This is a genomic window from Frigoribacterium faeni (assembly GCF_007988805.1).
In the GTDB taxonomy this organism is placed as follows: domain Bacteria; phylum Actinomycetota; class Actinomycetes; order Actinomycetales; family Microbacteriaceae; genus Frigoribacterium; species Frigoribacterium faeni.
The window spans coordinates 1-25,418 of sequence record NZ_BJUV01000008.1 but is presented as its reverse complement, the minus strand read 5'-3'; the positions used below and the strand labels follow the sequence as shown (position 1 = coordinate 25,418).

Genomic DNA, 25,418 nt, shown 5'->3' with positions numbered 1-25,418 from the left:
GCCATGACCGAGACTCCCGCCGAACTCGACGCCTGGGCCGCCCGCCTGACCGACGCCCTCGGCCTGCCCGACGGCGTCACCGTCGACATCGGGGTCGTCCTCGATCTCGCCCGCGACGCCGCGCACAACGTGGCGCGGCCCGCGGCCCCGCTGACGACGTTCCTGGTCGGCTACGCCGCGGGTCTGGCCGGCGGCTCCGACGCCGACGTCGCCCGCGCCGTCGAGACGGCCACCGCGCTGGCCACGGCCGACCCCGCGTGACCGTGGTCCGGGCCGAGTGGCAGGCGGCTCGGGCGGCGGCTCGCGAGGCCGGACGCTCTCTCCGGGGCCCGGACGAGTCCGTGGCGCTCGTCGACGCGGTCGGACGGACGCTCGCCGTCGAGCTCCGTTCGCTCGCCCGCGTGCCCGGGTTCGACGCGTCGGCCATGGACGGCTGGGCCGTCCGGGGCGAGGGCCCGTGGACCCTCGGCGCCGCGATCGTCGCGGGGCCGGTGAGCGCGGGCGAGACCCCTCTCGCCGAGGGCACGGCTCGGCCGATCACCACCGGAGCCGCCGTCCCCGATGGGACCGACCGGGTGCTCCGGTCGGAGTCGGGCCTCGTCGTCGACGGCCTGCTGACCGCCGCCGCCGAGCCTCCCCTCCCGCCCCGACACATCCGGCGCGCCGGCGAGGAGGCCGAGCCGGGCGACCCGCTCTTCGACGCCGGCACCCTGCTGACCCCGCCCCGGGTCGCCGTCGCCGCCGTCTGCGGACGGGACTCCGTGCCCGTGGCCCCGCTCCCCCGGGTCGCCCTGGCCGTGCTCGGCGACGAGGTCGTCGGCGAGGGGGTGCCGTCGGTCGGGACGGTCCGCGACGTGTTCTCGGTGCAGGTGCCGCGCCTCCTGGCATCCCTCGGTGCGGACCCCGTCTCGAGCGCGCGGGTGCCCGACGACCTCGACGCCACGAGGGCGGCCCTCGACCGCCCCGACGTCTCGCTCGTCGTCACGACGGGCGGCACCGCGCACAGCAGCACCGATCACATCAGGGAGGCGCTGGCCGGCCTGGGTGCGGACCTGGTAGTCGAGGGCGTCGCCATGCGCCCGGGGCAGCCGCTGCTGCTGGCCCGTCGCGGGGACACCCTCTACCTCTGCCTGCCGGGCAACCCCATGGCCGCGCTCGTCTGCCTCGTGATGGTGGGCGTGCCCCTGATCGAGGGGCTGCTGGGGCGCCGCGCCGCGCCTCCCGGGCTCGTGACGCTCGCCGTCGACGTGCCGCACCCGCGTTCGGGCGTGCTCGTGCAGGCGTACCGCGCCACGGCCGGGGGCGCCGTGCCGACGGCGCGCCAGTCGTCGGCGATGCTGCGGGGTCTGGCGGACGCCGACGGGCTGCTGGTCGTCCCCGAGGGCGGGGCGCGGGCGGGCGAGGCCGTGCCGAGCGTGACCCTGCCCTGGTGAATCGGAGCGGACGAGTCCCTCACCGCGGACGTCGCCGTCGAGTTCCGCACAGCTGAGGGCAGGCTCCCTTTCCCCTCGCGGCGATGAGGGGTAGACCTGTCCCATGGCACGAATCACGTCACGGAAGCCCGTCACCCGGCTGACCGTGGGCGACGACGGCACGGCGGGCGTCCGCAAGACGATGGACACCCTCGCCGTCGAGGAGCCCCTCGAGATCCGCGTCGGCGGGCGGTCGCTGGCGATCACGATGCGCACGCCGGGCCACGACTTCGATCTGGCGGCCGGGTTCCTGGTGTCCGAGGGGGTCATCTCGACCGGCGACGAGTTCTCCGCCGCCCGCTACTGCGCCGGCGCCACCGCCGAGGGCCTCAACACCTACAACGTGCTCGACGTCACCCTCGCACCCGGCGTGCCCGCGCCCGACCCGAGTCTCGAGCGGGCGTTCTACACGACCAGCTCGTGCGGGCTGTGCGGCAAGGCGTCGATCGACGCGGTGCGCACGAAGTCGCAGCACGCGGTGCTGCACGACCCCCTCGTCATCGAGCCCGCTCTGCTCGCGACGTTCCCCGACCTGCTGCGCGCCGGCCAGGACGTCTTCGAGAAGACCGGCGGGCTGCACGCCGCCGCCCTCTTCGACGGCACCACCGGCGAGCTGCTGGTGCTGCGCGAGGACGTCGGCCGGCACAACGCCGTCGACAAGGTCGTCGGCTGGGCCGTGAAGGAGGGACGGCTCCCCCTGGCGGGGACGGTCCTGATGGTCTCCGGTCGCGCCTCGTTCGAGCTCACGCAGAAGGCGTCGATGGCGGGCATCCCGATGATGGCCGCCGTGTCGGCGCCGTCGTCGCTCGCCGTCGACCTCGCGAACGAGCTGGGCGTCACCATCGTGGGCTTCCTCCGCGGCAGCTCGATGGTCGTCTACTCGCGTCCCGACCGGCTGGGCGAGCCCGACGGGACGCAACCCGCGGCCGGCGCGGGCGATCCCGGCGACGCGACCCGCGCCTCCTCGGAGTCCGCTCCCGCCCTCTCCTCGCCTGCGGGCGCGACCCGCGCCTCCTCCCCCGTACCCCTGACGATCGGACTGCGACCGTGACCGAGAAACCCCCCGTCGACGACGTCACCGACGACGACATCGAGATCGGCCCCCCGCGCGACTGGGCCGCCGGCGTCCCCGGCGTGCTGCATTCGATGGAGCCCGCGATCAAGCAGCTCGGCCTCGCCCGGACGGTGAAGCTGATGACGTCCTTGAACCAGAAGGACGGCTTCGACTGCATGAGCTGCGCCTGGCCCGACCCCCACCACCGCAAGGTCGCGGAGTTCTGCGAGAACGGCGCCAAGGCGGTCACCTGGGAGGCGAACCCGGTTCTCGTGCCCGACACCTTCTGGGCGGAGCACTCGATCAGCGACCTGCTCAACAAGTCCGAGTACTGGCTCGGCATGCAGGGACGCCTGACCAAGCCGGTGCACAAGCCGGTCGGCAGCGACCACTACCACGAGGTCTCGTGGCGAGAGGCCTTCGACATCATGGCGACGAAGCTCAGGTCGCTGGCGAGCCCCGACGAGGCGTCGTTCTACACCTCGGGTCGCACCTCCAACGAGGCGGCGTTCATCTACCAGCTGTTCGTCCGCGCCTTCGGCACCAACAACCTGCCCGACTGCTCGAACATGTGCCACGAGTCGACGAGCCTCGCGATGGCCGAGGTCGTCGGCATCGGCAAGTCGACCATCGCCTACGACGACTTCGAGCAGGCCGATCTGATCATCATCCTGGGCCAGAACCCGGGCACCAACCACCCGCGCATGCTGACGGCCCTCGAGGACGCCAAGCGCAAGGGGGCGACGATCGTCGCGGTCAACCCGCTGCCCGAGGCGGGGCTGCGGCGCTACAAGAACCCGCAGGTGCCGCGCGGCATCGTCGGCCGCGGCACGAACATCGCCGACCAGTTCGTCCAGATCCGCCTCGGCGGCGACATGGCGCTGCTGCAGGCCGTCGCCAAGCGCGTGCTCGAGGCGGAGGACGCCGCCCCCGGGACCGTGCTCGACCACGAGTTCCTCGCCGAGCACACGGTGGGTCTCGACGCGTTCCGCGAGCACATCGCGCAGGTCGACGACGACGAGGTGCTGCTCGCCACGGGCCTCGACCGCGCCGAGATCGACGAGCTCGCCGACCGCTACCTCAGCTCGGACCGCGTGATCATCACCTGGGCCATGGGCATCACGCAGCACAGGAAGGCCGTCGACACGATCAAGGAGATCATCAACCTGCTCCTGCTGCGCGGCAACATCGGCAAGCCGGGGGCCGGGGCCTCGCCGATCCGCGGGCACAGCAACGTGCAGGGCGACCGCACCATGGGCATCTGGGAGCAGGTCTCCGACGAGTTCCTCGACGCGCTGCAGAAGGAGTTCCGCTTCGACCCTCCCCGCGAGCACGGCGTCGACGCCCTCAAGGGGATCAAGGCCATGCAGGACGGCCGCATCAGGTTCTGGATGGGCATGGGCGGCAACCTGGTGGCGGCGATCTCGGACACCCAGCTGGCCGAGGCCGCCATGCGCGGCACCGACATGACCGTCCAGGTGTCGACCAAGCTGAACCGCTCGCACGCGGTGGTCGGGGCCGAGGCCCTGATCCTCCCGACGATGGGGCGCACCGAGATCGACATCCAGAAGTCGGGTCCGCAGTTCGTCTCCGTCGAGGACACCGTGTGCGCCGTGCACGGCAGCCACGGCCAGGTGCCGCCGGTCGCCCCCGACCTCCTGTCGGAGATCGCGATCGTCAGCCGTCTGGCGCAGGCCACCCTGGGCGACCGGGCGGACCTCGAGATCGACTGGCAGGCCTTCGAGGACGACTACGACACGCTCCGCGACCACATCAGCCGCGTCGTGCCGGGCTTCGAGCGCTACAGCGAGCGGGTGCGGAGCCGCGACGGGTTCGTGCTGCCGAACGGGCCGCGCGACTCGCGGACGTTCCCGACGAAGGCCGGCAAGGCGATCATCACGGTGAACGACCTCGAGCACGTGGAGCGGCCCGAGGGGCGGCTGCTGCTGCAGACCCTGCGGTCGCACGACCAGTACAACACCACGATCTACAGCCTCAACGACCGCTACCGCGGCATCAAGAAGGGCCGGGAGGTGGTGTTCATCAACCCCGACGACCTCACCGAGCTCGGGTTGGTCGACGGCCAACGGGTCGACGTCTTCACCGAGTGGACCGACGACGTCGAGCGGGTGCTGCGCGACTACCGCGTGGTGGCGTACCCGACGGCACGCGGCTGCGCGGCGGCGTACTTCCCCGAGGCGAACGTGCTCGTGCCGCTCGACAGCGCGGCCATCGGCAGCAACACGCCGGTGTCGAAGGCCGTGCTCGTGCGCGTGGTGCCTGCGGCGGTGCCGTCGGTCGTCTGACGGGAGCGGTCGGGCCGGTCGGTCGTCAGCGGGCGGCGGCCTCCACGGCCGCGACGGCGGCGGCGACACCGCCCGACCACGGGGCGCCGTGCCCGGGCAGCACCCAGGTCGCGCCCGTCGCGAGGAGCGCTCGAAGCGACGCGAGCGCCTGGGCGGGCTCGTCGGTGAAGGGCGCCGGTGCGGGGCCCTTCTGGCCCGTCAGCACGTGGCGCGTGGTCAGCGCGTCGCCGACGAAGACGGCGTCGACGCTCGGCACGAAGACCGCGACGCTCCCCTCGGAGTGCCCCGGCATCGCGATGATCTGCGGCGACCCGGGCAGGTCGAGGGTCTCGCCGCCGTGCAGCTCGATGACCTCGGTCAACCACGTCGTCTTCGCACCGCCCTTGCGCAGCGAGTACGCGAGGAATCCGAGCATCGCGCCGAGCTTCATGGACTGCTTCGCGTTCTTCGGCTTCGGGCCGCCCTTCGCGCGCGAGACGTCGCCGGCGTGGATGTACACGGGGACGCCGTGGTCGCGCCGCAGGCGTTCGGCGAAGCCGATGTGGTCGCCGTCCCCGTGGGTGAGCACGAGCCCCTTGACGTCGGAGAGCGAGCGTCCGAGGGAGGCGAGTTCGGCGACGAGCTCGGAGTGGAGACCGGGGAGGCCGGCGTCGATGACGGTGACGCCCTCGGGGGTCACGACGAGGTAGGCAGCGACCACGTCGTTGCCGATGCGGTGGAGTGCGGGGGTGAGTTCCATGATGGCTACTGTAGTTAGCCATCATGGCTACTGTCAATAGCTATACTCGGGGCATGCCCACTCCTGAGCGCACCTCCCTCGACGCCATCGTCGTCGCCGCCCGCGAGCTGCTCGAGGCCGACGGGCCCGCCGGCCTGACGATGTCGGCCGTCGCGGCGCGCGTCGGCGTCCGCGCCCCCTCCCTCTACAAGCGCGTGGACAGCAGGGAGGCGCTGGTCCAGCTGGTCGCGGAAGCCACCCTCACGGACCTGGCCGCCCGGCTCGACGCGGCGACGACGGCCCGGCAGGTGCTCGACGGGTTCCGGGCGTTCGCGCACGAGCGTCCGGCCGCGTTCCAGCTCGTCATGACGCCCGGGCCCGGCGTACCGCGGGCGCGGGCGGAGTTCGGCAGGGCCGCCAGCGCCGCCGCCCTGCGGGTGGGCGCCGAGCTCGCCGGAGCCGATCGGGCCCTCCTGGCCGCGCGCACCCTCACCGCCTGGGTGGCGGGCTTCGTCGTCATGGAGCTCAACGGCGGGTTCCAGCTCGGCGGCGTCGTCGAGGAGGCATGGGAGTTCGGGGCGGAACGCGTCGTCGCGTCGCTCACCGCGCCTCCTGGGCTCGGGTGACCGCGGCGGCGACGCTCGGTCGCCCCTGACGCGCTCAGGCGAGGGGCGGGTGCGGGTACTCGGGCGAGCGATCCTGGAAGGTGAGGATCGCGTCGTTGCGGACCCGCCCCTCCTCGATCTCGATGGCCCGGTCGATGGTGTCGGAGGCGGCCCACGACGACGGACCCTCCATCACCGTGCGGAGGAACGGCATGAGGGCCTCGCTGATCTCCCAGGTGGTGGAGTTCCAGAGGAGCGACGGGCTGTGGTCGACCGCGTAGTAGTTCGTGGTGTCGCCGACGGTGACGAGCGGCTCGGCGAAGGTCGTGGCGCGGGCCCAGTCGAAGCCCATGCCCTCGTCGACCGAGACGTCGACGATCAGGCTGCCGGGGCGGAAGGCGTCGAGGTCGGTCTCGCGGAGGTAGGTGAGCGGGGCGTTCGGGTCCTGCAGCGTGCAGTTCACGACGATGTCGGCCGCGGCCAGGAAGGGCGCGAGGGCGATCGGACCGTCGGGGGTGTTGACGGTGCTGGCGCCGGGGGCGTCGGCGTCGTGCTCGAACTGGTAGATGTCGACGGACGGGATCGGCGAGCCGACGGCGGCGATGTTGCGGTTGGTGAGCACGCGGACGTCGTGGATGCCGTGCGCGTTGAGGGCGGTGACGGCCCCGCGGGCGGTGGCGCCGAAGCCGATCACGATCGCGCTGAGGCGTCGGCCGTAGTCGCCGGTCGAGCCGCACAGCTGGAGCGCGTGCAGCACAGAGCAGTAGCCGGCGAGCTCGTTGTTCTTGTGGAAGACGTGCAGGCCGTAGCCGCCGTCGGACTGCCAGTGGTTCATGGCCTCCCAGGCGATCAGGGTGAGGCGCTTGTCGATGGCGAGCTGGGTGATCTCGCGATCCTGCACGCAGTGCGGCCAGCCCCAGAGCACCTGGCCGTCGCGGAGGCCCTCGAGGTCGTCGGCCTGCGGCTTCGGCAGCAGGACGACGTCGCTGTCGGCGATGATCCGCTCGCGGTCGGCCATCGCGACGAGGGGCTCGAGGTCGGAGTCCGGTATGCCGAAGCGGAGGCCGTAGCCGCGCTCGAGGGTCATGCTCGCGCGCAGATCGGCGTCGATCCGCTCGAGGTGCGCGGGGTGGATCGGCAGGCGCCGCTCGTCGGGCTTGCGGGAGGTCGCCAGGACGCCGAGGCGCAGCAGTGCGGGGGCGGGCGTGATTCGGCTCATGCCTGACCTTAGACGAGGCGGGCTCAAGGTCGGGACCGGAGGGGCCGCGGCGCGATCTCGTGCGACCATCGAGCCATGAGCCGAACGACGGAGAAGCCGGTGGCCGTGCGCGCCGTGGCGTTCATGGCTCGATCATGGTGGGGTGGCCAGCCGCATCGTCGAGTCGCGTACGACGCCTGGTGGGGCGACGATCGCGTCGAGACCGGCGTCAGTCCTTCGTCGGTGATGCGGAGACGGCATCCGGCCGACGCTGCGGACTACACGGCGGTCGTGAACGGCCTCTGCCCCGAGGTCGGAGCGGGTCTGTGGTGCGACGAGCACGGGCGGGTCGTCGATGGGCCCGCCATCGCTTCGACGGAGGCAGGTTCTTCGCGGCGTCCCCGGGGTGAACGTCGGGAGTTCGGTGGGCGCCGCCACGACCCGGCGGAGAAGCGGAGGCGCACCGGCCGCCTGGTCGCGGGTCTCGTGGCACTCGTGCTGGGCGTCGCGCTGCTCCTGGCGACGTCGGGCGAGGGGGCGGTGGCGCTGGCCGGCGGGGCCTGCCTCCTCGTCAGCGTGGGTCTGCTGGCCGACTTCGTGCCGCGCGAGCGCCGGTGGTGGTGAGGGCGGTCCGGCCCTAGTTGTTGAAGCGGAACTCCACCACGTCGCCGTCCTGCATGACGTACTCCTTGCCCTCGATGCGGGCCTTGCCGGCCGAGCGCGCCTCCGCGATGGAGCCGGTCTCGACGAGGTCGTCGAACGAGATGACCTCGGCCTTGATGAAGCCCTTCTCGAAGTCGGTGTGGATCACGCCGGCGGCCTGCGGGGCCTTCCAGCCCCTGCCGATCGTCCAGGCGCGCGTCTCCTTCGGGCCGGCCGTCAGGTAGGTCTGCAGACCCAGCGTCTCGAAGCCGATGCGGGCGAGCTGGTCGAGACCGGACTCGTCCTGGCCGAGCGACGCCAGCAGCTCGGCGGCGTCCTCGTCGTCGAGGCCGATCAGCTCGGACTCGACCTGCGCGTCGAGGAAGATCGCCTCGGCGGGCGCGACCAGCGCCTGCAGCTCGGCCTTGCGCGCCTCGTCGGTCAGCACGGCCTCGTCGACGTTGAAGACGTAGATGAAGGGCTTCGCGGTGAGCAGCCCGAGTTCGCGGATGGGCTCGAGATCGATGGTCGTGGCCGAGAGCGCCTCGCCTCGTTCGAGCGCCTCCTTGGCGGCGACCGCCGTCTCGTGCACGATCGGCTCGACGCGCTTCAGGCGGAGCTCCTTCTCGTACCGCACGAGCGCCTTCTCGACGGTCTCGAGATCGGCCAGGATCAGCTCGGTGTTGATCGTGCCCATGTCGCTCTCGGGGTCGACCTTGCCGTCGACGTGCACGACGTCGGGGTCGTCGAAGCCGCGCACGACCTCGGCGATGGCGTCGGCCTCGCGGATGTTCGCGAGGAACTTGTTGCCGAGCCCCTCGCCCTCGCTCGCGCCCTTGACGATGCCGGCGATGTCGACGAACGACACCGGCGCGGGCAGGATCTTCTCGCTGCCGAAGATCCCGGCGAGCACCTGGAGGCGCGGATCGGGCAGGTTGACGATGCCCACGTTGGGCTCGATGGTCGCGAACGGGTAGTTCGCCGCCAGCACCTGGTTCTTGGTCAGGGCGTTGAACAGGGTGGACTTGCCGACATTGGGCAGTCCGACGATCGCGATAGTGAGAGCCACGAGGGTCAAGCGTACCGGCCCGGCCACAGCGTGCGGGGCGAGACGGAGCCCGGGAGGCGGGGGTCGGCCCGGGAGGACGCCTGGGGAGGGACTGTCGGAGGCGCGTGAGAGCATGAGCCAATGCCCATCGACTTCACCGCGATCGACTTCGAGACCGCGAACTCGAGCAGTGCCAGCGCCTGCTCCGTCGGCCTCGTCAAGGTCCGCGACGGCGTCGTCGTCGACAAGGTCGGCTGGTTGATCCGACCCCCGGCCGGGCACGACGAGTTCTCCGAATGGAACACGCGCATCCACGGCATCGTCGCCTCCGACGTGATCGGGGCCTTCGGCTGGGCCGAGCAGTTCGACCTGATCGCCGACTTCGCCGGCGACGACGTCTTCGTCGCCCACAACGCCGGCTTCGACATGGGCGTCATCAGAGCCGCCTGCGCGGCGACGGGGCTGACTCCCCCGGCCTGGTCGTACCTGTGCAGCCTGCAGGTCGCCCGCAAGACCTACTCGCTCGACTCGTACCGGCTGCCCCTCGCCGCCGCGGCCGCGGGGTTCACGGGGTTCTCGCACCACGACGCGCTGGCCGACGCCGAGGCCTGCGCGGCCATCGTCGCGCACGCCGCGCTCGTCCACGGCGCGGACGACCTCGGCGAGCTCGCCGCCGTCGCCGCGGTCAAGGTCAAGGTGCTCAAGCCCGTGGTCCTGCCCGAGGACGACCTCCCGGCCGAAGCCGCCGCCCCGGCCAAGCGCCGACTCCGGGTCTTCTTCCGCTGAGCCCGTCGCGGGGCGCGAGAGTGCGCGACGCCTGACGGGCGCGGAGCGTCTCGGTCGTCGCCGCACGATGTCGGTGGGCGCTGCCACACTGCTCGACATGGTCTCCACCCCCGTCGCCTTCGTCCTCGCCCTGGTCGCCCTCGCCGTGGGCTGTCTCGTCGGCGCCCTCGCCGGCAGATCCCGAAGCGCCGCGACGGCCGGGCGTCTCGCCGCCGACGCCGCCGCGGCGCGCGCCACGGCCGACTCCTATCAGGAGCGCCTCCACGAACAGGACCAGCAGTACCGCCGACAGATCGCGACCCAGGAGGCGCGGCTCGTCGAGTTCCAGGACCGCCTCCGCGACGTCCGCATCACCGAGGCCGAGCGCACCCGGACCGACGGTCAGGTGCTGACCGCGCTCAGTCCGGTGGCGCAGAGTCTGGCCGCCGTGCAGCAGAAGGTCGCCGAGCTCGAAGAGCAGCGCACCCACCAGTACGGGGCCCTCAGCGAGCAGCTCCGCGCCGCGGCCGCGTCCGAGGAGCGCCTGCGCAGCACCGCCGAGAGCCTCGCCTCGGCCCTCAAGTCGAACAGCACGCGCGGCGTCTGGGGCGAGACGCAGCTGCGCAACGTCGTCCAGGCCGCCGGTCTCGTCGAGCGGGTCGACTTCGACGTCCAGACCAGCATCCACTCCGACGCCGGCAGCGGCCGCCCCGACATGGTCGTGCACCTGCCCGGCGGCAAGAACATCGCGGTCGACGCGAAGGTGCCGTTCACGGCGTACCTCGAGGCCAGCGCCATCCCGGCGACGGCCGTGGGCGAGGAGGGCGCACGACGCGACGCTCTGCTGAACCAGCACGTCAAGGCGCTGCGCGCTCACGTCGACGCCCTGGCGAGCAAGAGCTACTGGTCGGGGCTCGAGTCGTCGCCCGAGCTGGTCATCGCGTTCATCCCCAGCGAGTCGCTCGTCGCGTCGGCGCTCGAGGCGGACCCGTCGATCATGGACTACGCGTTCCAGAAGCGGGTCGCGCTCGCGTCGCCGGTCACCCTCTGGTCGGTCCTCAAGACCATCGCCTTCAGCTGGCAGCAGGACGTCGTCACCGCCGAGGCGAAGTCGCTCTTCGACCTCAGCCGCGAGCTCTACGGTCGTCTGTCGACCATGGCCGGCCACGTCGACAAGCTCGGTCGCTCGCTCCGGGGTTCGGTCTCCGACTACAACCGGTTCGTCGGATCGCTCGAGCGGACGGTCCTGCCGTCGGCGCGACGCCTCAGCATGCTCGACGAGACGAAGGTCCTGGCGGCGCCCGCGCCGATCGACGACACCCCCCGCGACCTCACCTCAGCCGAACTGACGGCCGCCCTCGACGCCGACCGGGAACGGCACGACGCGAGGGCGGTGGGCGGCGATCAGCCGCAGGACTAGCATCGGCGCCCGTCCCGGAGGACGGACGCCGACGGTCGCCGCAGTGGCGGGGAACGCCTAGGCGGTCTCGCCGTACCACTTCGAGACGAGGTGGTCGGCCTCGACGCGGCGGATCGTGCCCGAGTGCGAGCGCAGCACGATGCTCGACGTGCGGATCATGCCCTGCTTGCGGGTCACACCTGCGACGAGCGCGCCGTCGGTCACACCGGTCGCGACGAAGTAGGCGTTGTCGCCGGTGACGAGGTCGTCCTGGTCGAGCACGCGATCGAGGTCGTGGCCGGCGTCGATCGCCTTCTGGCGCTCCGCGTCGTCCTTCGGCGCGAGGCGCGCCAGGATGAGCCCGTCGAGAGCCTTGACGGCGCAGGCCGTGATGATGCCCTCGGGCGTTCCGCCGACGCCGACGCACATGTCGATGCGCGAGTCGGGGCGGGCGGCGTTGATCCCGCCGGCGACGTCGCCGTCGAGCAGCAGACGCGTCGAGGCGCCGACGGCGCGGATCTCGGCGATCAGGTCGGCGTGACGAGGGCGGTCGAGAACGGCGATCTGCATGTCCTCGACGGCGATGCCCTTCGCGGCGGCGAGAGCGGTGATGTTCTCCCCGATGGGACGGTCGAGGTCGATGATGCCCTTGCCCTCGGGGCCGGTGACGATCTTGTCCATGTAGAACACGGCGCTCGGGTCGTACATGCTGCCGCGGTCGCTGACCGCGATGACCGAGAGGGCGTTCATGCGACCGGCGGCCGTGAGGCTCGTGCCGTCGATCGGGTCGACGGCGATGTCGCAGGCGGGGCCGAAGCCGTTGCCGACGTGCTCGCCGTTGAAGAGCATCGGGGCTTCGTCCTTCTCGCCCTCGCCGATCACGACCACGCCGTCGAACGCGACCGTGCCGAGGAACTTCCGCATGGCATCGACGGCGGCCTTGTCGGCCGCGTTCTTGTCGCCCTTCCCGATGAACGGCGCCGAGCGGATCGCAGCCGCCTCGGTCGCCCGGACCAGCTCCATTCCGAGGTTTCGGTCGGGGTGCGAGTAGAGGGTTCCGGAGGGTGAGTCAGCCATGCCTGAAGCATAGTCCGGTGCACCGAGACGCCCAGATGTGCGATATGTTTACAGCGGCATATTCCATTGGTGTATAACCGAAAGGCGCTCATGAAGCTCTCTCCGAGACGGTCGTCGAGCGCCGCGGCGGTGGCCGTCCTCACGGCGATCGTCGTCCTGGCCGGTGATGTCATCCCGGCCGCGGCGAGCGCCCGGCCCACCGCGAGCGACGTCGAGATCGCCGTCCGGGTCACGAGCGACGGGCTTGGCCGCTTCACCGCCGACGACCGGCCCGGCGGCGACAGCGGCCCGTCGAACGGCATCGTCCGCACCGGCGACGCGGTCGTCTACAGCGTCACGGTCGGGACCTCCCACGGGTCGGCGACCGGCGGTGAGTTCACCCTCACCGCGCCTCCCGGGCTCCGGTGGTCGCGTCTGCCCGACGAGTGCGTCGCGGAGGGCTCCGAAATCGACGGCGACGCACTGCGCTGCCGACTCGGCACCCTGACCAGCGGCGCGCGCACCGTCAGCGTCGCGGCGGGCGTCGCCGTCGCACTGCCCCACGAGACGCCCCTGGCCGTCACCGCGGAGGCGCGGGCCGACGACAACGACCCGGTGTCGACCTCGGCACCCGTCGTCACCGTCTCGGCCGTGCCCCGCTTCGACGTCTCGATGGACCGGGCCCTGCCGAGCCTCACCGCGGCGACCGGCCCCGACGGGTCGACCCCCGGATTCCGCCTCGTCTACCCGCTCCTCGTCCACTGGGACGGCCTCGTCGAAGGCGGCGGCCTGCTCGGCTACGAGCCGCTCGGCGAACGCATGACCCTCATGGACGACGTCTCGGCGATGTACGGCGGGGCTCCGAGTCCCGCCGTGCTCGCCCCCGTCGACGGCGCTCCCGCCTGCGGCCCCAACACCGGACAGGTCCCCTCGATGCCCGGCGGCTCCGGCGGTGGCGCCCGGAACGTCCTCGACTCCGGCGACATCGTCTGCACCCAGACCGCGCCGGGCGAACCGGTGTCCATCACGATCACGGGCACGGACACCTCGATGTCGTCCGTCCCGACCAAGAACATCGACGGCGGCGACATCGTCGGCGGCGCCCTGCCCTACGTCGTCTCGGCCTACATCTCGTTGTGGATCCCCGAGCTCGCGGAGTCCGAGTCCATCCTCGCGACGAACTCGTACCGGGACTTCGCGACGGCCTCCGTCACCGGTCGGTCGAACTACGACGGCGAGGGCGAGCCGAGGGCCAACAACTCGGTCGCCCGCGACGTGTCCCGCGGGGCGGGGGCCGGCGGCTCGCTGCGCTACCTGGGCATCGACGTCGAGACGGGGGCCTCCTACAACCTGTCGGGCAAGAACAACCTGCCCTACGTGACACCCGCCCAGCACGTCATGAGCATGCTCGGGGTCCGCAACGCCGGCACGACAGCCTGGCACGAGGCGGTCTCGTGCATCGTCTTCGACAACTCCGTCCAGACGCTGCGCGAGCAGGCCCCCGGGCTCTGGGCCACCTCGACGCAGCCCGGGGTCACCGGACGACCCGAGTTCGCGGCCTTCGACGGATCGGATCCGGCCACGGCGCGCGACGCATCCTGCGGCGACGACGATCTCGCCTGGCACGACGACCCGAGGTCGGTTCCGGGCGGAGCCGACGCGGTCGGCGCGGTGCGGTGGACCTACGACCACCCGGCGACGACCTCCCTCACCTTCGGAGCGAACCTCCGGATCGAGCCCCGTCTCGACAGCGGCACGCGACCCCGCACCTTCGCGGCCATCCGGACGTCGCCGACCGGCGACTGGACCAACGACCGGAACGACGCCGACGCGGCGAACGGCGGGTGGGCGGACTTCCTCACGGTGACGAGCAACATGGCTCGCATCCGCAGCGCGGTCGTCGACCCCGGTCACGACGCCGAGAGCACGCCCGACGAGACCACCTACGTCACCTCCGGCGCGACGGCGACCTACGCGCTCTACCCGAGCCTGACGAACGCCTCGGACGACCGTGTCGACGAGGCCCTGACCGTCCGTGCCCACCTGCCCGCCGGCACGACCTACGTCGGCGGATCCTCCCCGGCACCCGAGGTCGACGAGGTGGAGATCGACGGCGTCGTCCGGCAGCGCCTCACCTGGCGTCTGGCGCCTGTGTCGGTCAACGACCCCGTCGCCGCGCTCACCGTCGACGTGCGCTTCGATCGCGTCCCCGCAGGGACCGAGGCCCGGCTGGAGGCGATCGTCGCGTCCGAGCGCGACGTCTCGGCTGAATGGGCGCGTGTCACCCATCGCACGGTCACCGTCCTCGAGGGCGGCGGTTTCGACGCCGAGGAGACCGTCGACCATCCCGTCCGGGTGATCGGCGACGACGCGACGTTCACGCTCACGTACCGCAACACGGGCGGCACGTCCCTGCCCGGGAGCACGCTGATCTCGGTCCTGCCGCACGGAGCCGACGGACGCGGCACGACGGGCGACCGGGCCGTCCTCGACCGAGCGCTGACCGCCGACGCGCCGACCGACGAGATCCGCTACACGGCGACGCCCTCGAGCGATGTCTCGGCCGACCCGGTCCACCCGTCGAACCTCGCCGACGGTGCGACCGCCTGGTGCCTGATCGACGAGTTCGGGTCGATCGGCTGCCCCACGGCGCTCGACGCCGTGACCGCGGTCCGCGTCGATCGCAGCGAGCCGGTGGGCGCCGGCGTCGAGGTCAGTCACGAGCTCGTCGTCGACGGGACGGCCGCCGGTCTCGACGCCTGGGCCTCGACCTTCGGGCTGCGCGTCGTCGGCATCGACTGGACGGCGACCTCGACCGTCGCCACGACCCGCGCAGTGGCCGGGTCGATCGGCCGTCAGGTCTGGTTCGACACCGACCGGGACGGCGTCCGGTCCGACGACGAGCCGGTGGCCGCCGGACACCCCGTGTCGCTGCACGGCACCGACGACCGTGGCGACGACGTCGCGGCGAGCGCCGAGACGGACGCCGACGGCCGCTACGAGTTCGCCGCTCTCCGCCCGGGAGACTACGTCGTCGACTTCGGCACGGCAGCGCACGGTTGGACGCTCCGCGACATCGGCGACGACACCCGCGACTCGGACGTCGACGAGAAGGGACGGGCTCGGGCGGTCCTCGAGACGGTGACCGACGACGGACGCCTGGTCGGCGTGACCCGACACGGCCATGTCGATGCCGGACTCCTCCCGGAACCGCTGGCGGCGGGTGACGAGGGCCGTGGTGACGACCTCACCGCCCCCCTCCCCTCGGACGCCGACGAGGCTCCACCCGCAGGTCCCGACGACGCCACCGCCGACTCGGCAGCCGATGCGTCGGGTTCCCTCCCGGCGCCGCGTCTCGCGTTCACGGGAGGAACCGCCCTGGCACCGCTCCTCGCGGCGGCCGCCCTCTCGGTGGCGGCGGGGCTCCTGCTGGTGATGCTCCGTCGACGGCGCGCCCGTTCCCTGCGCGAGTGACCGTCCCGCTCCCCTCACCGTCCGATGCTCCCGGCACCCTCAGCGCTCGCTGACTAGGGTGGTGGGTGCAGACACCAGCCGTTATCGAAGGAGATGCAATGCCCGTCGCAACCCCGGAGCAGTACGCCGAGATGCTCGACAAGGCGAAGACCAAGGGGTTCGCCTACCCCGCCGTGAACGTGTCGTCGTCGCAGACGATCAACTCGGTTCTGCAGGGCCTCACCGAAGCGGGCAGCGACGGCATCATCCAGGTCACCACCGGGGGCGCCGACTACTTCGCCGGCCACACGGTGAAGAACCGGGCCGCGGGCGCCATCGCCTTCGCGAAGTTCGCGACCGAGGTCGCCAAGAACTACCCGATCACCGTCGCCCTGCACACCGACCACTGCCCGAAGGACGCCCTCGACGGCTTCGTCCTGCCCCTCATCGCCGCCAGCGAAGAAGAGGTGCGCGCCGGTCGCAACCCGCTGTTCCAGTCGCACATGTGGGACGGCTCGGCCGTGCCCCTCGACGAGAACATCTCGATCGCGGAGGACATGCTCAAGCGCACCCGCGCCATCAACGCCATCCTCGAGGTCGAGATCGGCGTCGTCGGCGGCGAAGAGGACGGCGTCGAGCACGAGGGCACGAACGACGCCCTCTACACGACCGTGGGCGACGTCACCCGCGTCGTCGAGGCCCTGGGTCTGGGCGAGAACGGCCGTTACATCGCCGCCCTCACCTTCGGCAACGTCCACGGGGTCTACAAGCCGGGCAACGTCAAGCTCCGCCCCGAACTGCTGGGCGAGATCCAGCAGGGCATCCAGGAGAGGTTCGGCACCGCCGACAAGCCGCTCGAACTGGTCTTCCACGGCGGCTCCGGGTCCAGCGATGCGGAGATCCGCGAAGCGGTCTCGAACGGCGTCGTCAAGATGAACCTCGACACCGACACCCAGTACGCCTTCAGCCGTTCGATCGCCGACACCGTCCTGAAGAACTACGACGGCTTCATCAAGGCCGACGGCGAGGTCGGCAACAAGAAGCAGTACGACCCCCGCGCCTGGGGCAAGGTCGCCGAGTCGGCGATGGCGGCCCGCGTGGTCGAGGCGACCCGGCAGCTCGGGTCGTTCGGTCAGTCCGGAAGCTGACCCGCGCCTCCTCGGCTCCATCCATCACGACGACGAGAGGCCCGCAGCATGTGCTGCGGGCCTCTCGCGTTCGATGCGGGCTAGAGCGAGGGCCCTGCGCCGTCGAGGATCGCCTGAGTGAAGGCGGCGTCGCCGAACAGCACGGCCAGGACGAGCGCCATCTGCAGGAACGACACGATGACACCGGCCGACAGGGGCACCCAGAACGAGATCTTGAACGCCCGCAGGCGTCGGATGGTCCAGATGAGGGTCACGGCGAAGACCGCGACCGACACGACCGCGATGATCGCCCCGGCGCGCTGGAGGTCGCTCTGGCCCGTGAAGACGTCGACCGGGTAGCCCGCGGTTCCGAGGGCCGACAGCAGAGACGATGCGAACGTCGACGCCAGCACCACGTTCGACACGACTCCGTAGCCGCCCAGACCGATGAGCAGGAACGTCGCCACGCGATCGAACCGGCGCCCTCCGCTGAGGACGGGAGCCCCGGGACGAGGAGGCGCGCCCCACGCACCGGGCGCGGGCTGCGGTCGACGAGCCGCCTGGTCGGCCGACGCGTCGGACCGACCGGCGACCGCCGGTGCGGCCTCGGGAGCCTCAGGAGGGGCGACCGGGCTGACCCAGCCCTCAGGCGCGTACTCGCCGTAGCGGGGGCGCGGACGCCCGTCGGGCCGATCGTCGTCGGGGTGGCGGTCGGTCATCGGGTGCGACCGCCGAGCCCGCGGGCGTCGATCTGACCGCTGGAGTCCTTGCGCAGCTCCTTGGGCAGAGAGAACATGAGGTCCTCCTCGGCGGTGACGACCTCGGCGACGTCGATGTAGCCGGCGTCGGCCAGATCGTCGAGCACCTCCTTCACGAGGACCTCGGGGACGGACGCACCCGAGGTGACGCCCACCGTCTCCACGCCGTCGAGCCACTCCTGGCGGATCTCGTTCGTGTAGTCGACCCGGTAGGCCGCCTTGGCACCGTGCTCGAGGGCCACCTCGACGAGGCGCACGCTGTTCGAGCTGTTGGCCGAGCCCACGACGATCACGAGGTCGGCCTCGGTCGCGACCTTCTTGATGGCCACCTGACGGTTCTGGGTCGCGTAGCAGATGTCGTCGCTCGGCGGGTTCTGGATGCTGGGGAACCTCTCGCGCAGACGGCGGACGGTCTCCATCGTCTCGTCGACGCTCAGCGTCGTCTGCGAGAGCCAGACGAGGTTGTCGGGGTCGTCGATGACGAGGTCGTCGACCTCGCCGGGGTTCTGCACGAGGGTCGTCCGATCGAGGGCGTGGCCCATCGTGCCCTCGACCTCTTCGTGGCCGGCGTGGCCGATCAGGATGATGTGCCGACCCTGGTTGCCGAATCGGACGGCCTCGCGGTGCACCTTCGTGACGAGGGGGCACGTCGCGTCGATCGCCTCGAGCTTCCGGTCCGCCGCACCCTTGACGACCGCGGGCGAGACGCCGTGGGCGCTGAAGACGATGTGCGAGCCCTCGGGGACCTCGTCGACCTCGTCGACGAAGATGGCGCCCTGGCTCTCGAGGGTCGCCACGACGTGGACGTTGTGCACGATCTGCTTTCTCACGTAGACGGGCGCGCCGTAGTGCTCCAGCGCCTTCTCGACCGCGATCACAGCCCGATCGACGCCCGCGCAGTAGCCGCGCGGGGCCGCGAGAAGCACGCGCTTGTGTCCGGTGACAGGGGTATCCCTTAGCCTGTTACGCACCGCAGGAACACGCGGTGTCGGCAGGTCGATGGCAAGGGCGCCGTTGGTGATATGGCTCACTCGACGATTCTAGGTGCGACGACTGGTCGCGTACTGAGAACGGCGGGTCGAGGTCCTTCTCCGCCTGCTCCGACCACGCTCACGGCGCCGGTTCGTCCCGGCGCTCCTCTCGATCACAGGAGACGCATGACGATCGTCCCTCCGCCGCCCACGGCGGACGCCCCCTGGCCCGTCGGGCTCCTCGCCTCGAAGGTCCGCGACTGGATCGACCGGCTCGGCACGGCCTGGGTCGAGGGGGAGATCACCCAATGGAACGTCTCGGGCGGCAACGTCTACGGCAAGCTCCGCGACCTCGAACAGGACGTCACGATCTCGTTCTCCCTCTGGTCGAGCGTGAAGTCGCGGGTCCCCGCCGACCTCAAGCAGGGCGACCGCGTCGTCGCCGCCGTCAAACCGAACTACTGGGTCAAGGGCGGCTCGCTCACCATGCAGGTGTTCGACATGCGGCACGTGGGGCTCGGCGACCTGCTCGAGCGACTCGAACGCCTGCGCGCGCAACTGACCGCCGAGGGCCTGTTCTCCCCGGAACGCAAGTCGCGCCTCCCCTTCCTCCCCCAGTGCATCGGCCTCGTGACGGGAAAAGACAGCGACGCCGAGAAAGACGTCCTCCGCAACGCCCAGCTGCGCTGGCCGTCGGTCGAGTTCCGCGTCGCGCACGCGGCCGTGCAGGGCGACCGCATGGTGTCCGAGGTGACCGCCGCCGTGCAGCGCCTCGACGCCGACCCCGAGGTCGACGTCATCATCGTGGCCAGGGGCGGGGGCGACTTCCAGAATCTCCTGGGCTTCAGCGACGAGTCGCTGATCCGTGCCGTCGCGGCCTGCACCACACCGGTGGTGAGCGCCATCGGACACGAGGCCGACCGGCCGTTGCTCGACGACGTCGCCGATCTCCGTGCCTCGACGCCCACCGACGCGGCCAAACGCGTCGTCCCCGACGTCAGCGAGGAGCTCTCCCGGGTGCAGCAGGCCCGCGCCCGCATCGGGCAGCGGCTGACCGCGCTCGTGTCGCACGAGGTCGACCGGCTCGAGCAGATCCGCAGCCGCCCCGTCCTCGCATCCCCCCAGACGCTCGTCGACGTCCGCGCCGATGAGGTCGTCCGGGCCGTCGCCCGAGGCGAGGAGCTCGTCTCCCGCGCCGTCGAACGCGCGCAGACCCGGGTGTCCGAGCTCACCGCACAGCTCCGGGCCCTCTCGCCGCAGGGGACGCTGCGACGCGGTTACGCCATCGTGCAGGCGCCAGGCGGAGCCGTCGTGCACGATCCGCTCGACGCGCCGGCCTCGACGGAGCTCGTGCTGACCCTCGCGGGCGGCACGCTGAAGGCCGTCAGCGCCGGCCTCCCCTCCCCAGACGACACGGACACGGCCCCGTCCCCCGCGGGCACCGGCCCGGCCCGGACCTCAGCCACCCCTCGTTAGGATCGACATCGTGGACAACACCCCTTCCGACGCACCGACCCCGACCGACTCCTCGGCCGTCGCCGGTCTGCCCGGCGACGTGGCGTCGCTCAGCTACGAGCAGGCGCGCGACGAACTGGTCTCGGTCGTCTCCGAGCTTGAACAAGGGGCTTCGACGCTCGAACGCTCGCTCGCCCTGTGGGAGCGCGGCGAGGCTCTCGCCCGACGCTGCGAGGAGTGGCTCATGGGCGCCCGCGAGCGCCTCGAAGCGGCGCGCAGACAGGCCCCGACGTCATGAGCACCCCCCGAGGGGGTCGCGGACCCCGCCAACGCGGACCTCGCATCGTCGCCGAGCTCGGGCGTCCCGAGACCCCCGACGAGACGGCGGCCCGCAAGGCGGAGAACACCCGCAAGCACTACGCCAACCAGACGGCGATCAACCTGACGCTGTCGATCGTCGCCTCGCTCGGCATCGTGCTCTTCCTCGTCCTCGTCGTGGTCCGACCGAGCGGCCCGGTCAACCGCCAGGAGATCGACTACGTGTCGGTGGCCGCGCAGGCCCAGGCGAGCGTGGACGTCCCGCTCGCGGCACCCGCCCTGCCCGACGGATGGACCTCGAACCGGGCCGACATCGACACGGGCGCGCCCGACGGCGTCGACGTCTGGTACATCGGCCTCATCACGCCCGACGACGGGTTCATCGCGCTCGAACAGGGCGTGGACGCCAACGACACCTGGCTGGCCGCCTCGGTCGACAACCGGGCCGCCACCTCGGGCCGTGAGATCGACGGGCTCGAATGGACGGTCTACGACCGGCGCGACGACGACACCGCAGGCAACTACGCTTATTCCTTGACGACGACGGTCGACCGCAGCTCGTACGTGCTGCACGGCACGGCCGACGACGCCGAGTTCGAGGCCCTGGCGACGGCGCTGGCTGCCGACATCGCCGACGAGACGGACGACTGACCCATGACCACGCAGCAGACCACCGAGCCCCGCCCCCGCACGCCGGGCGATGCGTGGCAGCGGATGACCGACGGCAACGAGCGCTTCGTCGCCGGCAACCCCGACCACCCGCACCAGGACAGCGACCATCGGTCCAGCCTCGCCGGCGGTCAGGCCCCCGTCGCCGCGCTCTTCGGCTGCGCCGACTCGCGGCTCGCGGCCGAGATCATCTTCGACGTCGGGCTCGGCGACCTCTTCGTGGTGCGCAACGCCGGCCAGGTGGTGGGCGACACGGTCATCGCGTCGCTCGAGTACGCGGTCTCCGTCCTGAACGTGCCGCTCATCGTCGTCCTCGGACACGACAGCTGCGGCGCCGTCGCCACCGCCATCGACTCCCTCACCTCCGAGGCCCCTCCCGGCTCGAGGTTCCTCGGCGGGTTGATCGACATGATCGTGCCGTCCGTGCGCCGGGCGAACATCAACCTCGAGCCTGGTGCGACGCTCGATCCGCGCAGCGTCGGCAAACTCCACATCGAGGCCTCCGTCGAGTCGCTGGTCGGCTCGTCCGCCCTCATCGCCACGGCCATCGCCGAGGGCCGGCTCGCCGTCGTCGGCGCGAACTACGCGCTGGCCAACGGCCGGGTCGACTCGTCGATCGTCGTCGGGCGGCTCTGAGACCCCCCCGGGGCGGACGCCCCGGGTCGACAGCGCCCCACGAGGGCCGAGGAAAGGACCACATCGTCGTGACCACATCCGAGTACCGCATCGAGCACGACACGATGGGCGAGGTGCGGGTTCCCGCATCGGCTCTGTACCGAGCCCAGACCCAGCGTGCCGTCGAGAACTTCCCCATCTCGGGAACGGGTCTCGAGCCGGCCCAGATCGTCGCGCTCGCGCGGATCAAGCGTGCCGCCGCGATCGTCAACGGCGAGATGGGCATCGTCGCCCCCGCCGTCGCCGACGCGATCGTCGCCGCCGCCGACACCGTGATCGGCGGGGCGCATCACGACCAGTTCCCGGTCGACGTCTACCAGACCGGCAGCGGCACGTCGTCGAACATGAACATGAACGAGGTGCTGGCCACGTTGGCCGGCACCGTCGACGGCACGGCCGTCCACCCGAACGACCATGTCAACGCGTCTCAGTCGTCGAACGACGTGTTCCCCACGTCCGTGCACGTCGCCGTCACGGGTGCGCTCATCCACGACCTCGTGCCCGCGCTCGAGCACCTCGCCGAGTCCCTCGAACGCAAGGCCGCCGAGTGGTCCACCGTCGTCAAGGCCGGCCGCACGCACCTGATGGACGCGACGCCGGTCACGCTCGGCCAGGAGTTCGGCGGCTACGCCCGGCAGATCAGACTCGCCATCGAGCGGGTCCAGGCCACGCTGCCGCGCGTCGCCGAGGTCCCCTTGGGCGGAACGGCGACCGGCACGGGGATCAACACGCCCGTGGGCTTCCCCCAGCGCGTCATCGCCGCCCTCGCCGCCGACAGCGGCCTGCCCGTGACCGAAGCCCTCGACCACTTCGAGGCCCAGGGCGCGCGTGACGGCCTCGTCGAGGCGTCGGGCGCCCTGCGCGTGCTCGCCGTCAGCCTGACCAAGATCAACAACGACATCCGCTGGATGGGCTCCGGCCCGAACGCCGGCCTGGGCGAGCTGCACATCCCCGACCTGCAGCCGGGCTCGTCGATCATGCCGGGCAAGGTCAACCCCGTCATCCCCGAGGCCGTCCTGATGGTCTCGGCACGGGTCATCGGCAACGACGCCACGATCGCGTGGGCCGGCGCCTCCGGCGCCTTCGAGCTCAACGTCGCCATCCCCGTCATGGGGACGGCTCTGCTCGAGTCGATCCGCCTCCTGTCGAACGCCGGCCGCGCGCTGGCCGACAAGACCGTCGACGGACTCACCGCGAACGTCGAGCACGCTCGGGCCCTCGCCGAGTCGTCGCCCTCGATCGTCACCCCGCTCAACCGGGTGATCGGCTACGAGGCCGCCGCCAAGGTGGCCAAGCACGCTGTCGCGCAGAAGCTCACGGTCCGGGAGGCGGTCGTCGACCTCGGCTTCGTCGAACGCGGCGAGGTCACGGAGGCTCAGCTCGACACCGCGCTCGACGTGCTGAGCATGACGCACCCCGGCTGATCGGCCACCCCGGGCGATCCCTCCGTCTGCGGCCGAGGAGGCGCGGTGCAGCACGACCCGCACCGCGCCTCCTCGACTCGGTCACCCCTCCCCCAGCAGCAGGAGCGTGGTCCAGAAGGCGACGAGCAAGCAGGGGCCGAAGGGGATTCCTGCTCGTGGCGTGAGGCTCGGCGGTGCCACGATGCTCGCCTGGAACGGGGCCGCCGGACCGGCGCCCGCATCCGAGTCGATCGCCCGGCTCCGCCGTCGCGCCCTCGACAGCAGCGTCCGACCCGCCACGGCCGCCAGGCCGAGCAGACCGGCGATCGACAGGAACAGCACCACCGACTCGACGGCTGCAGCGGATCCGGCTCCCCCGCCGAGTCCGGCTCCAGCCTCGGCTCCGGTTTCCGCGCCAGCTCCAGCTCCGGCTCCGGCTCCGGCTCCCCCGGTGACGCCGGTCAGCGCAGCCACGAGGACGGCGCCGAGTTTGACATCGCCCATGCCGAGCGCGCCGGCGATCGCCATGACGAACGTGGCGAGTGACCACCCCGCTGCCCAGGCCAACGGTTCGAGCGCGGATCCGGCGCCCTCCTCGACGGCCCGCGTCGCGGTCGACACGATGAGCCCCGCCGCTGCGAGCCCCACCAACGGGTTCGGCAGTCGCCGGGAGACGAGATCGATGCGGATCAGGGCCGGTGTCACGGCGGCGATGGCCAGGACACCGACGAGGTCCGACACCGAGGATCTCGTGCTGGCCACGACGCAGAGCGCCGCGATGGCTCCGAGTTCGAGAACCCGGTCGTGGCCTCCCTCCTGGACCGCCGCCGACATCCGCCTCACCTCGACGTCCCGGCGACGCTGGCGGGGCGACGGGCTCGTGGTGCGACGGCACGTGGCGGTCGAGTCGTCGGGTTGCGCCATGGAGGGGCGGTGAGGCAGCCGTCGTGTCGTCCCCGTCGGCATCGTCCGGCACCGGGGCTCTGCGCCGCCGAGCGAGCGAGGATCGCGTGCACGGCTGACACCATCACGAGGCGTTCGTCGCGAACCATGTAGTAGCCGCACCTCAGCGACGTGCGGCCGGCCACCGTGATGGCCGCGTCCTTCATGCGGTCGGCATGGAAGGTGCCGGCATGGAACTCCCGCCCGTCGAGCTCGACGGCGGCCTCATCATCGACGACGACGTCGATCCTCCGACGATCACGGCGCCCCACGGGAACCTGCAACTCGACTCGATGGCCCAGGGCCGTGAAGGTCGCGCGCGTGATGCTCTCGAGGAAGCTCTCGCTCCTCGGATCGACCCAGTCGACGATCGACGAGGCCCGACCGGGTGCGTCGGCGAAGACGGCTCGCAGGTCGGCGACGGTGAACGATCCGCTGACGAGCGACCAGTCCAGCAGAGCCACGGCTTCGTCGAAGGGCAGATGGAGGACGGCGTGACGGAGGGCCGCGCCGAGCGAGTCCGCCCACGGTGGATCATCGCGGCCCGTCGGCCTCGATCGCCCGGGGCGGGTCTGCCCCGAGCCGGTTCGCCCGGAGCCGGTCGGCTCGGAGCGCCAGACGACGATCGCCCCGCGACGGGCGCGCAGGCGCGACGCGTTCCCGAGGACCACGACCGTCACCGGCGGTGTGTCCCACAACCACGCACCCGACAGCGCGAGGAGGGACGCGCCGGTCAGCCGACCGCCGATCCGGACGGCCTCATGACGAGGATCCCCGGGTGGGAAGGTCGTGTACCAGCCGCGTCGGGCGCGGTGCACCGCCCCGGAGCGTACCGCCGCGGTGAGCATGCGGTCCGTGGCGCCATGCGCCACGAGATCCCGCTTATGCACGGCACCGCCGGCCTGCTCGACGAGAGATCTGAGTTGCTCCATGCGGGACAGGATGCTCGGAGCGATGATCCCCCCGCGGCCGTGAAGGCCGTCGGTGTGGAACGATCGCCGTCTCGCAGGGTGGTGAGGGGGACGTCACGCCGCCGCACCCTCGCACTGTGCACTCAGGGCGAGTCGGCGGGCCGTCCCCACGCGCCGAGGACGATCCCTCGTGCCGGCGACTCAGGAGGACCGGGCCGGGTGGCGGCGGGCATCGCTCATCGCCGCGGGTCCTCCTGAGTCGCCGACGGGAGAGCGGGCGCGGGGGCGCGGGCGCGGGCGCGGGAACGCCGAGGCAAGAGCGCTGGGACGGGAGCGCGGCGGCGGATAGGGCCGCGGGGCGGCGCGCCGACCGTGCCGCCTGCCACGGCGCGACGACGACCGGCGTCGGCGACTCAGGCGATCTCAGCCCGTTCGACGCGACGCGTCGACGAACGGGCCGGATCGCCTGAGTC

The 25,418-nt window shown here is 71.7% G+C and carries 23 protein-coding genes; 15 read left to right on the top strand and 8 right to left on the bottom strand.

Going from position 1 to position 25,418, the window contains the following annotated elements; translation table 11 throughout:
* Positions 1–3 precede the first annotated feature (3 nt).
* The 4 genes from FFA01_RS05380 (at position 4) to FFA01_RS05365 (ending at position 4,832) form a co-directional block, all read left to right on the top strand.
* Positions 4–261, top strand: a complete 258-nt coding sequence (locus FFA01_RS05380) for a DUF6457 domain-containing protein (RefSeq protein ID WP_146853760.1) — start codon at positions 4–6, stop codon at positions 259–261.
* Entirely contained in the window at positions 258–1,433 is a 1,176-nt protein-coding gene (locus tag FFA01_RS05375; RefSeq protein WP_167627293.1) for a molybdopterin molybdotransferase MoeA, read from the top strand. Before FFA01_RS05380 ends, FFA01_RS05375 begins: the two co-directional genes overlap by 4 nt.
* A 103-nt stretch (positions 1,434–1,536) precedes the next feature.
* Complete coding sequence (fdhD, locus tag FFA01_RS05370; RefSeq protein WP_146853756.1) at positions 1,537–2,523, top strand: formate dehydrogenase accessory sulfurtransferase FdhD; 987 nt, start codon at positions 1,537–1,539, stop codon at positions 2,521–2,523.
* Positions 2,520–4,832 carry an FdhF/YdeP family oxidoreductase gene (locus FFA01_RS05365; RefSeq protein ID WP_146853754.1) on the top strand — a complete coding sequence of 771 codons (2,313 nt, stop codon included), beginning with the start codon at positions 2,520–2,522 and terminating at the stop codon, positions 4,830–4,832. The genes fdhD and FFA01_RS05365 overlap by 4 nt, the downstream gene beginning before the upstream one ends.
* A 25-nt stretch (positions 4,833–4,857) precedes the next feature.
* Here the strand turns inward: FFA01_RS05365 and FFA01_RS05360 are convergent, their stop codons facing one another.
* Positions 4,858–5,571 (bottom strand): MBL fold metallo-hydrolase, encoded by a 714-nt coding sequence (locus tag FFA01_RS05360; RefSeq protein WP_146853752.1) that lies wholly within the window; start codon positions 5,569–5,571, stop codon positions 4,858–4,860.
* Between the two features lie 53 nt (positions 5,572–5,624).
* Here FFA01_RS05360 and FFA01_RS05355 point away from each other — a divergent pair, with 53 nt between their 5' ends.
* Complete coding sequence (locus FFA01_RS05355) at positions 5,625–6,176, top strand: TetR/AcrR family transcriptional regulator (RefSeq protein ID WP_146853750.1); 552 nt, start codon at positions 5,625–5,627, stop codon at positions 6,174–6,176.
* Between the two features lie 34 nt (positions 6,177–6,210).
* On the opposite strand, the gene FFA01_RS05350 is transcribed toward FFA01_RS05355, so the two are convergent.
* Positions 6,211–7,374: a N(5)-(carboxyethyl)ornithine synthase gene (locus FFA01_RS05350; RefSeq protein WP_146853748.1), complete on the bottom strand. Its 1,164-nt coding sequence runs from the start codon at positions 7,372–7,374 to the stop codon at positions 6,211–6,213.
* 75 nt (positions 7,375–7,449) lie between these two features.
* Here FFA01_RS05350 and FFA01_RS05345 point away from each other — a divergent pair, with 75 nt between their 5' ends.
* On the top strand, positions 7,450–7,977 hold the full coding sequence (locus FFA01_RS05345) for a hypothetical protein (RefSeq protein WP_146853746.1): 528 nt from the start codon (positions 7,450–7,452) through the stop codon (positions 7,975–7,977).
* A gap of 13 nt (positions 7,978–7,990) precedes the next feature.
* Here the strand turns inward: FFA01_RS05345 and ychF are convergent, their stop codons facing one another.
* Positions 7,991–9,064: a redox-regulated ATPase YchF gene (gene ychF / locus FFA01_RS05340; protein ID WP_146853744.1), complete on the bottom strand. Its 1,074-nt coding sequence runs from the start codon at positions 9,062–9,064 to the stop codon at positions 7,991–7,993.
* Positions 9,065–9,184: 120 nt separating this feature from the next.
* On the opposite strand from ychF, the gene FFA01_RS05335 reads away from it, so the two are divergent.
* The gene (locus FFA01_RS05335; protein ID WP_146853742.1) at positions 9,185–9,829 is read left to right on the top strand and encodes an exonuclease domain-containing protein; all 645 of its coding nucleotides are present in this window, start codon (positions 9,185–9,187) and stop codon (positions 9,827–9,829) included.
* A gap of 97 nt (positions 9,830–9,926) precedes the next feature.
* Entirely contained in the window at positions 9,927–11,228 is a 1,302-nt protein-coding gene (locus tag FFA01_RS05330) for a DNA recombination protein RmuC (protein ID WP_146853740.1), read from the top strand.
* Positions 11,229–11,285: 57 nt separating this feature from the next.
* On the opposite strand, the gene glpX is transcribed toward FFA01_RS05330, so the two are convergent.
* Positions 11,286–12,284 (bottom strand): class II fructose-bisphosphatase, encoded by a 999-nt coding sequence (gene glpX / locus FFA01_RS05325; RefSeq protein ID WP_146853738.1) that lies wholly within the window; start codon positions 12,282–12,284, stop codon positions 11,286–11,288.
* 90 nt (positions 12,285–12,374) lie between these two features.
* On the opposite strand from glpX, the gene FFA01_RS05320 reads away from it, so the two are divergent.
* Positions 12,375–15,737 (top strand): SdrD B-like domain-containing protein, encoded by a 3,363-nt coding sequence (locus tag FFA01_RS05320; protein WP_146853736.1) that lies wholly within the window; start codon positions 12,375–12,377, stop codon positions 15,735–15,737.
* Positions 15,738–15,835: 98 nt separating this feature from the next.
* Entirely contained in the window at positions 15,836–16,864 is a 1,029-nt protein-coding gene (gene fbaA / locus FFA01_RS05315; protein ID WP_146853734.1) for a class II fructose-bisphosphate aldolase, read from the top strand.
* 80 nt (positions 16,865–16,944) lie between these two features.
* Here fbaA and FFA01_RS05310 read toward each other — a convergent pair whose 3' ends face one another.
* Both FFA01_RS05310 and FFA01_RS05305 read right to left on the bottom strand, forming a co-directional pair.
* Positions 16,945–17,562, bottom strand: coding sequence for a DUF6264 family protein (locus tag FFA01_RS05310; RefSeq protein ID WP_146853732.1), 618 nt, complete (start codon positions 17,560–17,562; stop codon positions 16,945–16,947).
* Positions 17,559–18,572, bottom strand: coding sequence for a 4-hydroxy-3-methylbut-2-enyl diphosphate reductase (locus FFA01_RS05305; protein WP_208720852.1), 1,014 nt, complete (start codon positions 18,570–18,572; stop codon positions 17,559–17,561). Before FFA01_RS05305 ends, FFA01_RS05310 begins: the two co-directional genes overlap by 4 nt.
* A 186-nt stretch (positions 18,573–18,758) precedes the next feature.
* Between FFA01_RS05305 and xseA the strand changes: the two genes are divergently transcribed.
* From xseA to FFA01_RS05280, 5 genes are all read left to right on the top strand, one after another.
* Complete coding sequence (xseA, locus tag FFA01_RS05300; RefSeq protein ID WP_146853730.1) at positions 18,759–20,048, top strand: exodeoxyribonuclease VII large subunit; 1,290 nt, start codon at positions 18,759–18,761, stop codon at positions 20,046–20,048.
* A 67-nt stretch (positions 20,049–20,115) separates the two neighbouring features.
* Complete coding sequence (locus FFA01_RS05295; RefSeq protein WP_146853888.1) at positions 20,116–20,325, top strand: exodeoxyribonuclease VII small subunit; 210 nt, start codon at positions 20,116–20,118, stop codon at positions 20,323–20,325.
* Positions 20,322–20,996 (top strand): DUF4245 domain-containing protein, encoded by a 675-nt coding sequence (locus FFA01_RS05290; RefSeq protein ID WP_146853728.1) that lies wholly within the window; start codon positions 20,322–20,324, stop codon positions 20,994–20,996. The genes FFA01_RS05295 and FFA01_RS05290 overlap by 4 nt, the downstream gene beginning before the upstream one ends.
* A 3-nt stretch (positions 20,997–20,999) precedes the next feature.
* Positions 21,000–21,650, top strand: coding sequence for a carbonic anhydrase (locus tag FFA01_RS05285; protein WP_208720850.1), 651 nt, complete (start codon positions 21,000–21,002; stop codon positions 21,648–21,650).
* Positions 21,651–21,718: 68 nt separating this feature from the next.
* A complete protein-coding gene (locus FFA01_RS05280; protein WP_146853726.1) occupies positions 21,719–23,113 on the top strand; it encodes a class II fumarate hydratase in 1,395 nt (464 codons plus the stop codon).
* Positions 23,114–23,194: 81 nt separating this feature from the next.
* Here the strand turns inward: FFA01_RS05280 and FFA01_RS05275 are convergent, their stop codons facing one another.
* Together FFA01_RS05275 and FFA01_RS05270 are read right to left on the bottom strand one after the other, a co-directional pair.
* Entirely contained in the window at positions 23,195–23,926 is a 732-nt protein-coding gene (locus FFA01_RS05275) for a hypothetical protein (RefSeq protein ID WP_146853724.1), read from the bottom strand.
* 5 nt (positions 23,927–23,931) lie between these two features.
* Positions 23,932–24,966 carry a type IV toxin-antitoxin system AbiEi family antitoxin domain-containing protein gene (locus FFA01_RS05270; protein ID WP_146853722.1) on the bottom strand — a complete coding sequence of 345 codons (1,035 nt, stop codon included), beginning with the start codon at positions 24,964–24,966 and terminating at the stop codon, positions 23,932–23,934.
* Between the last annotated feature and the right edge of the window lie 452 nt (positions 24,967–25,418).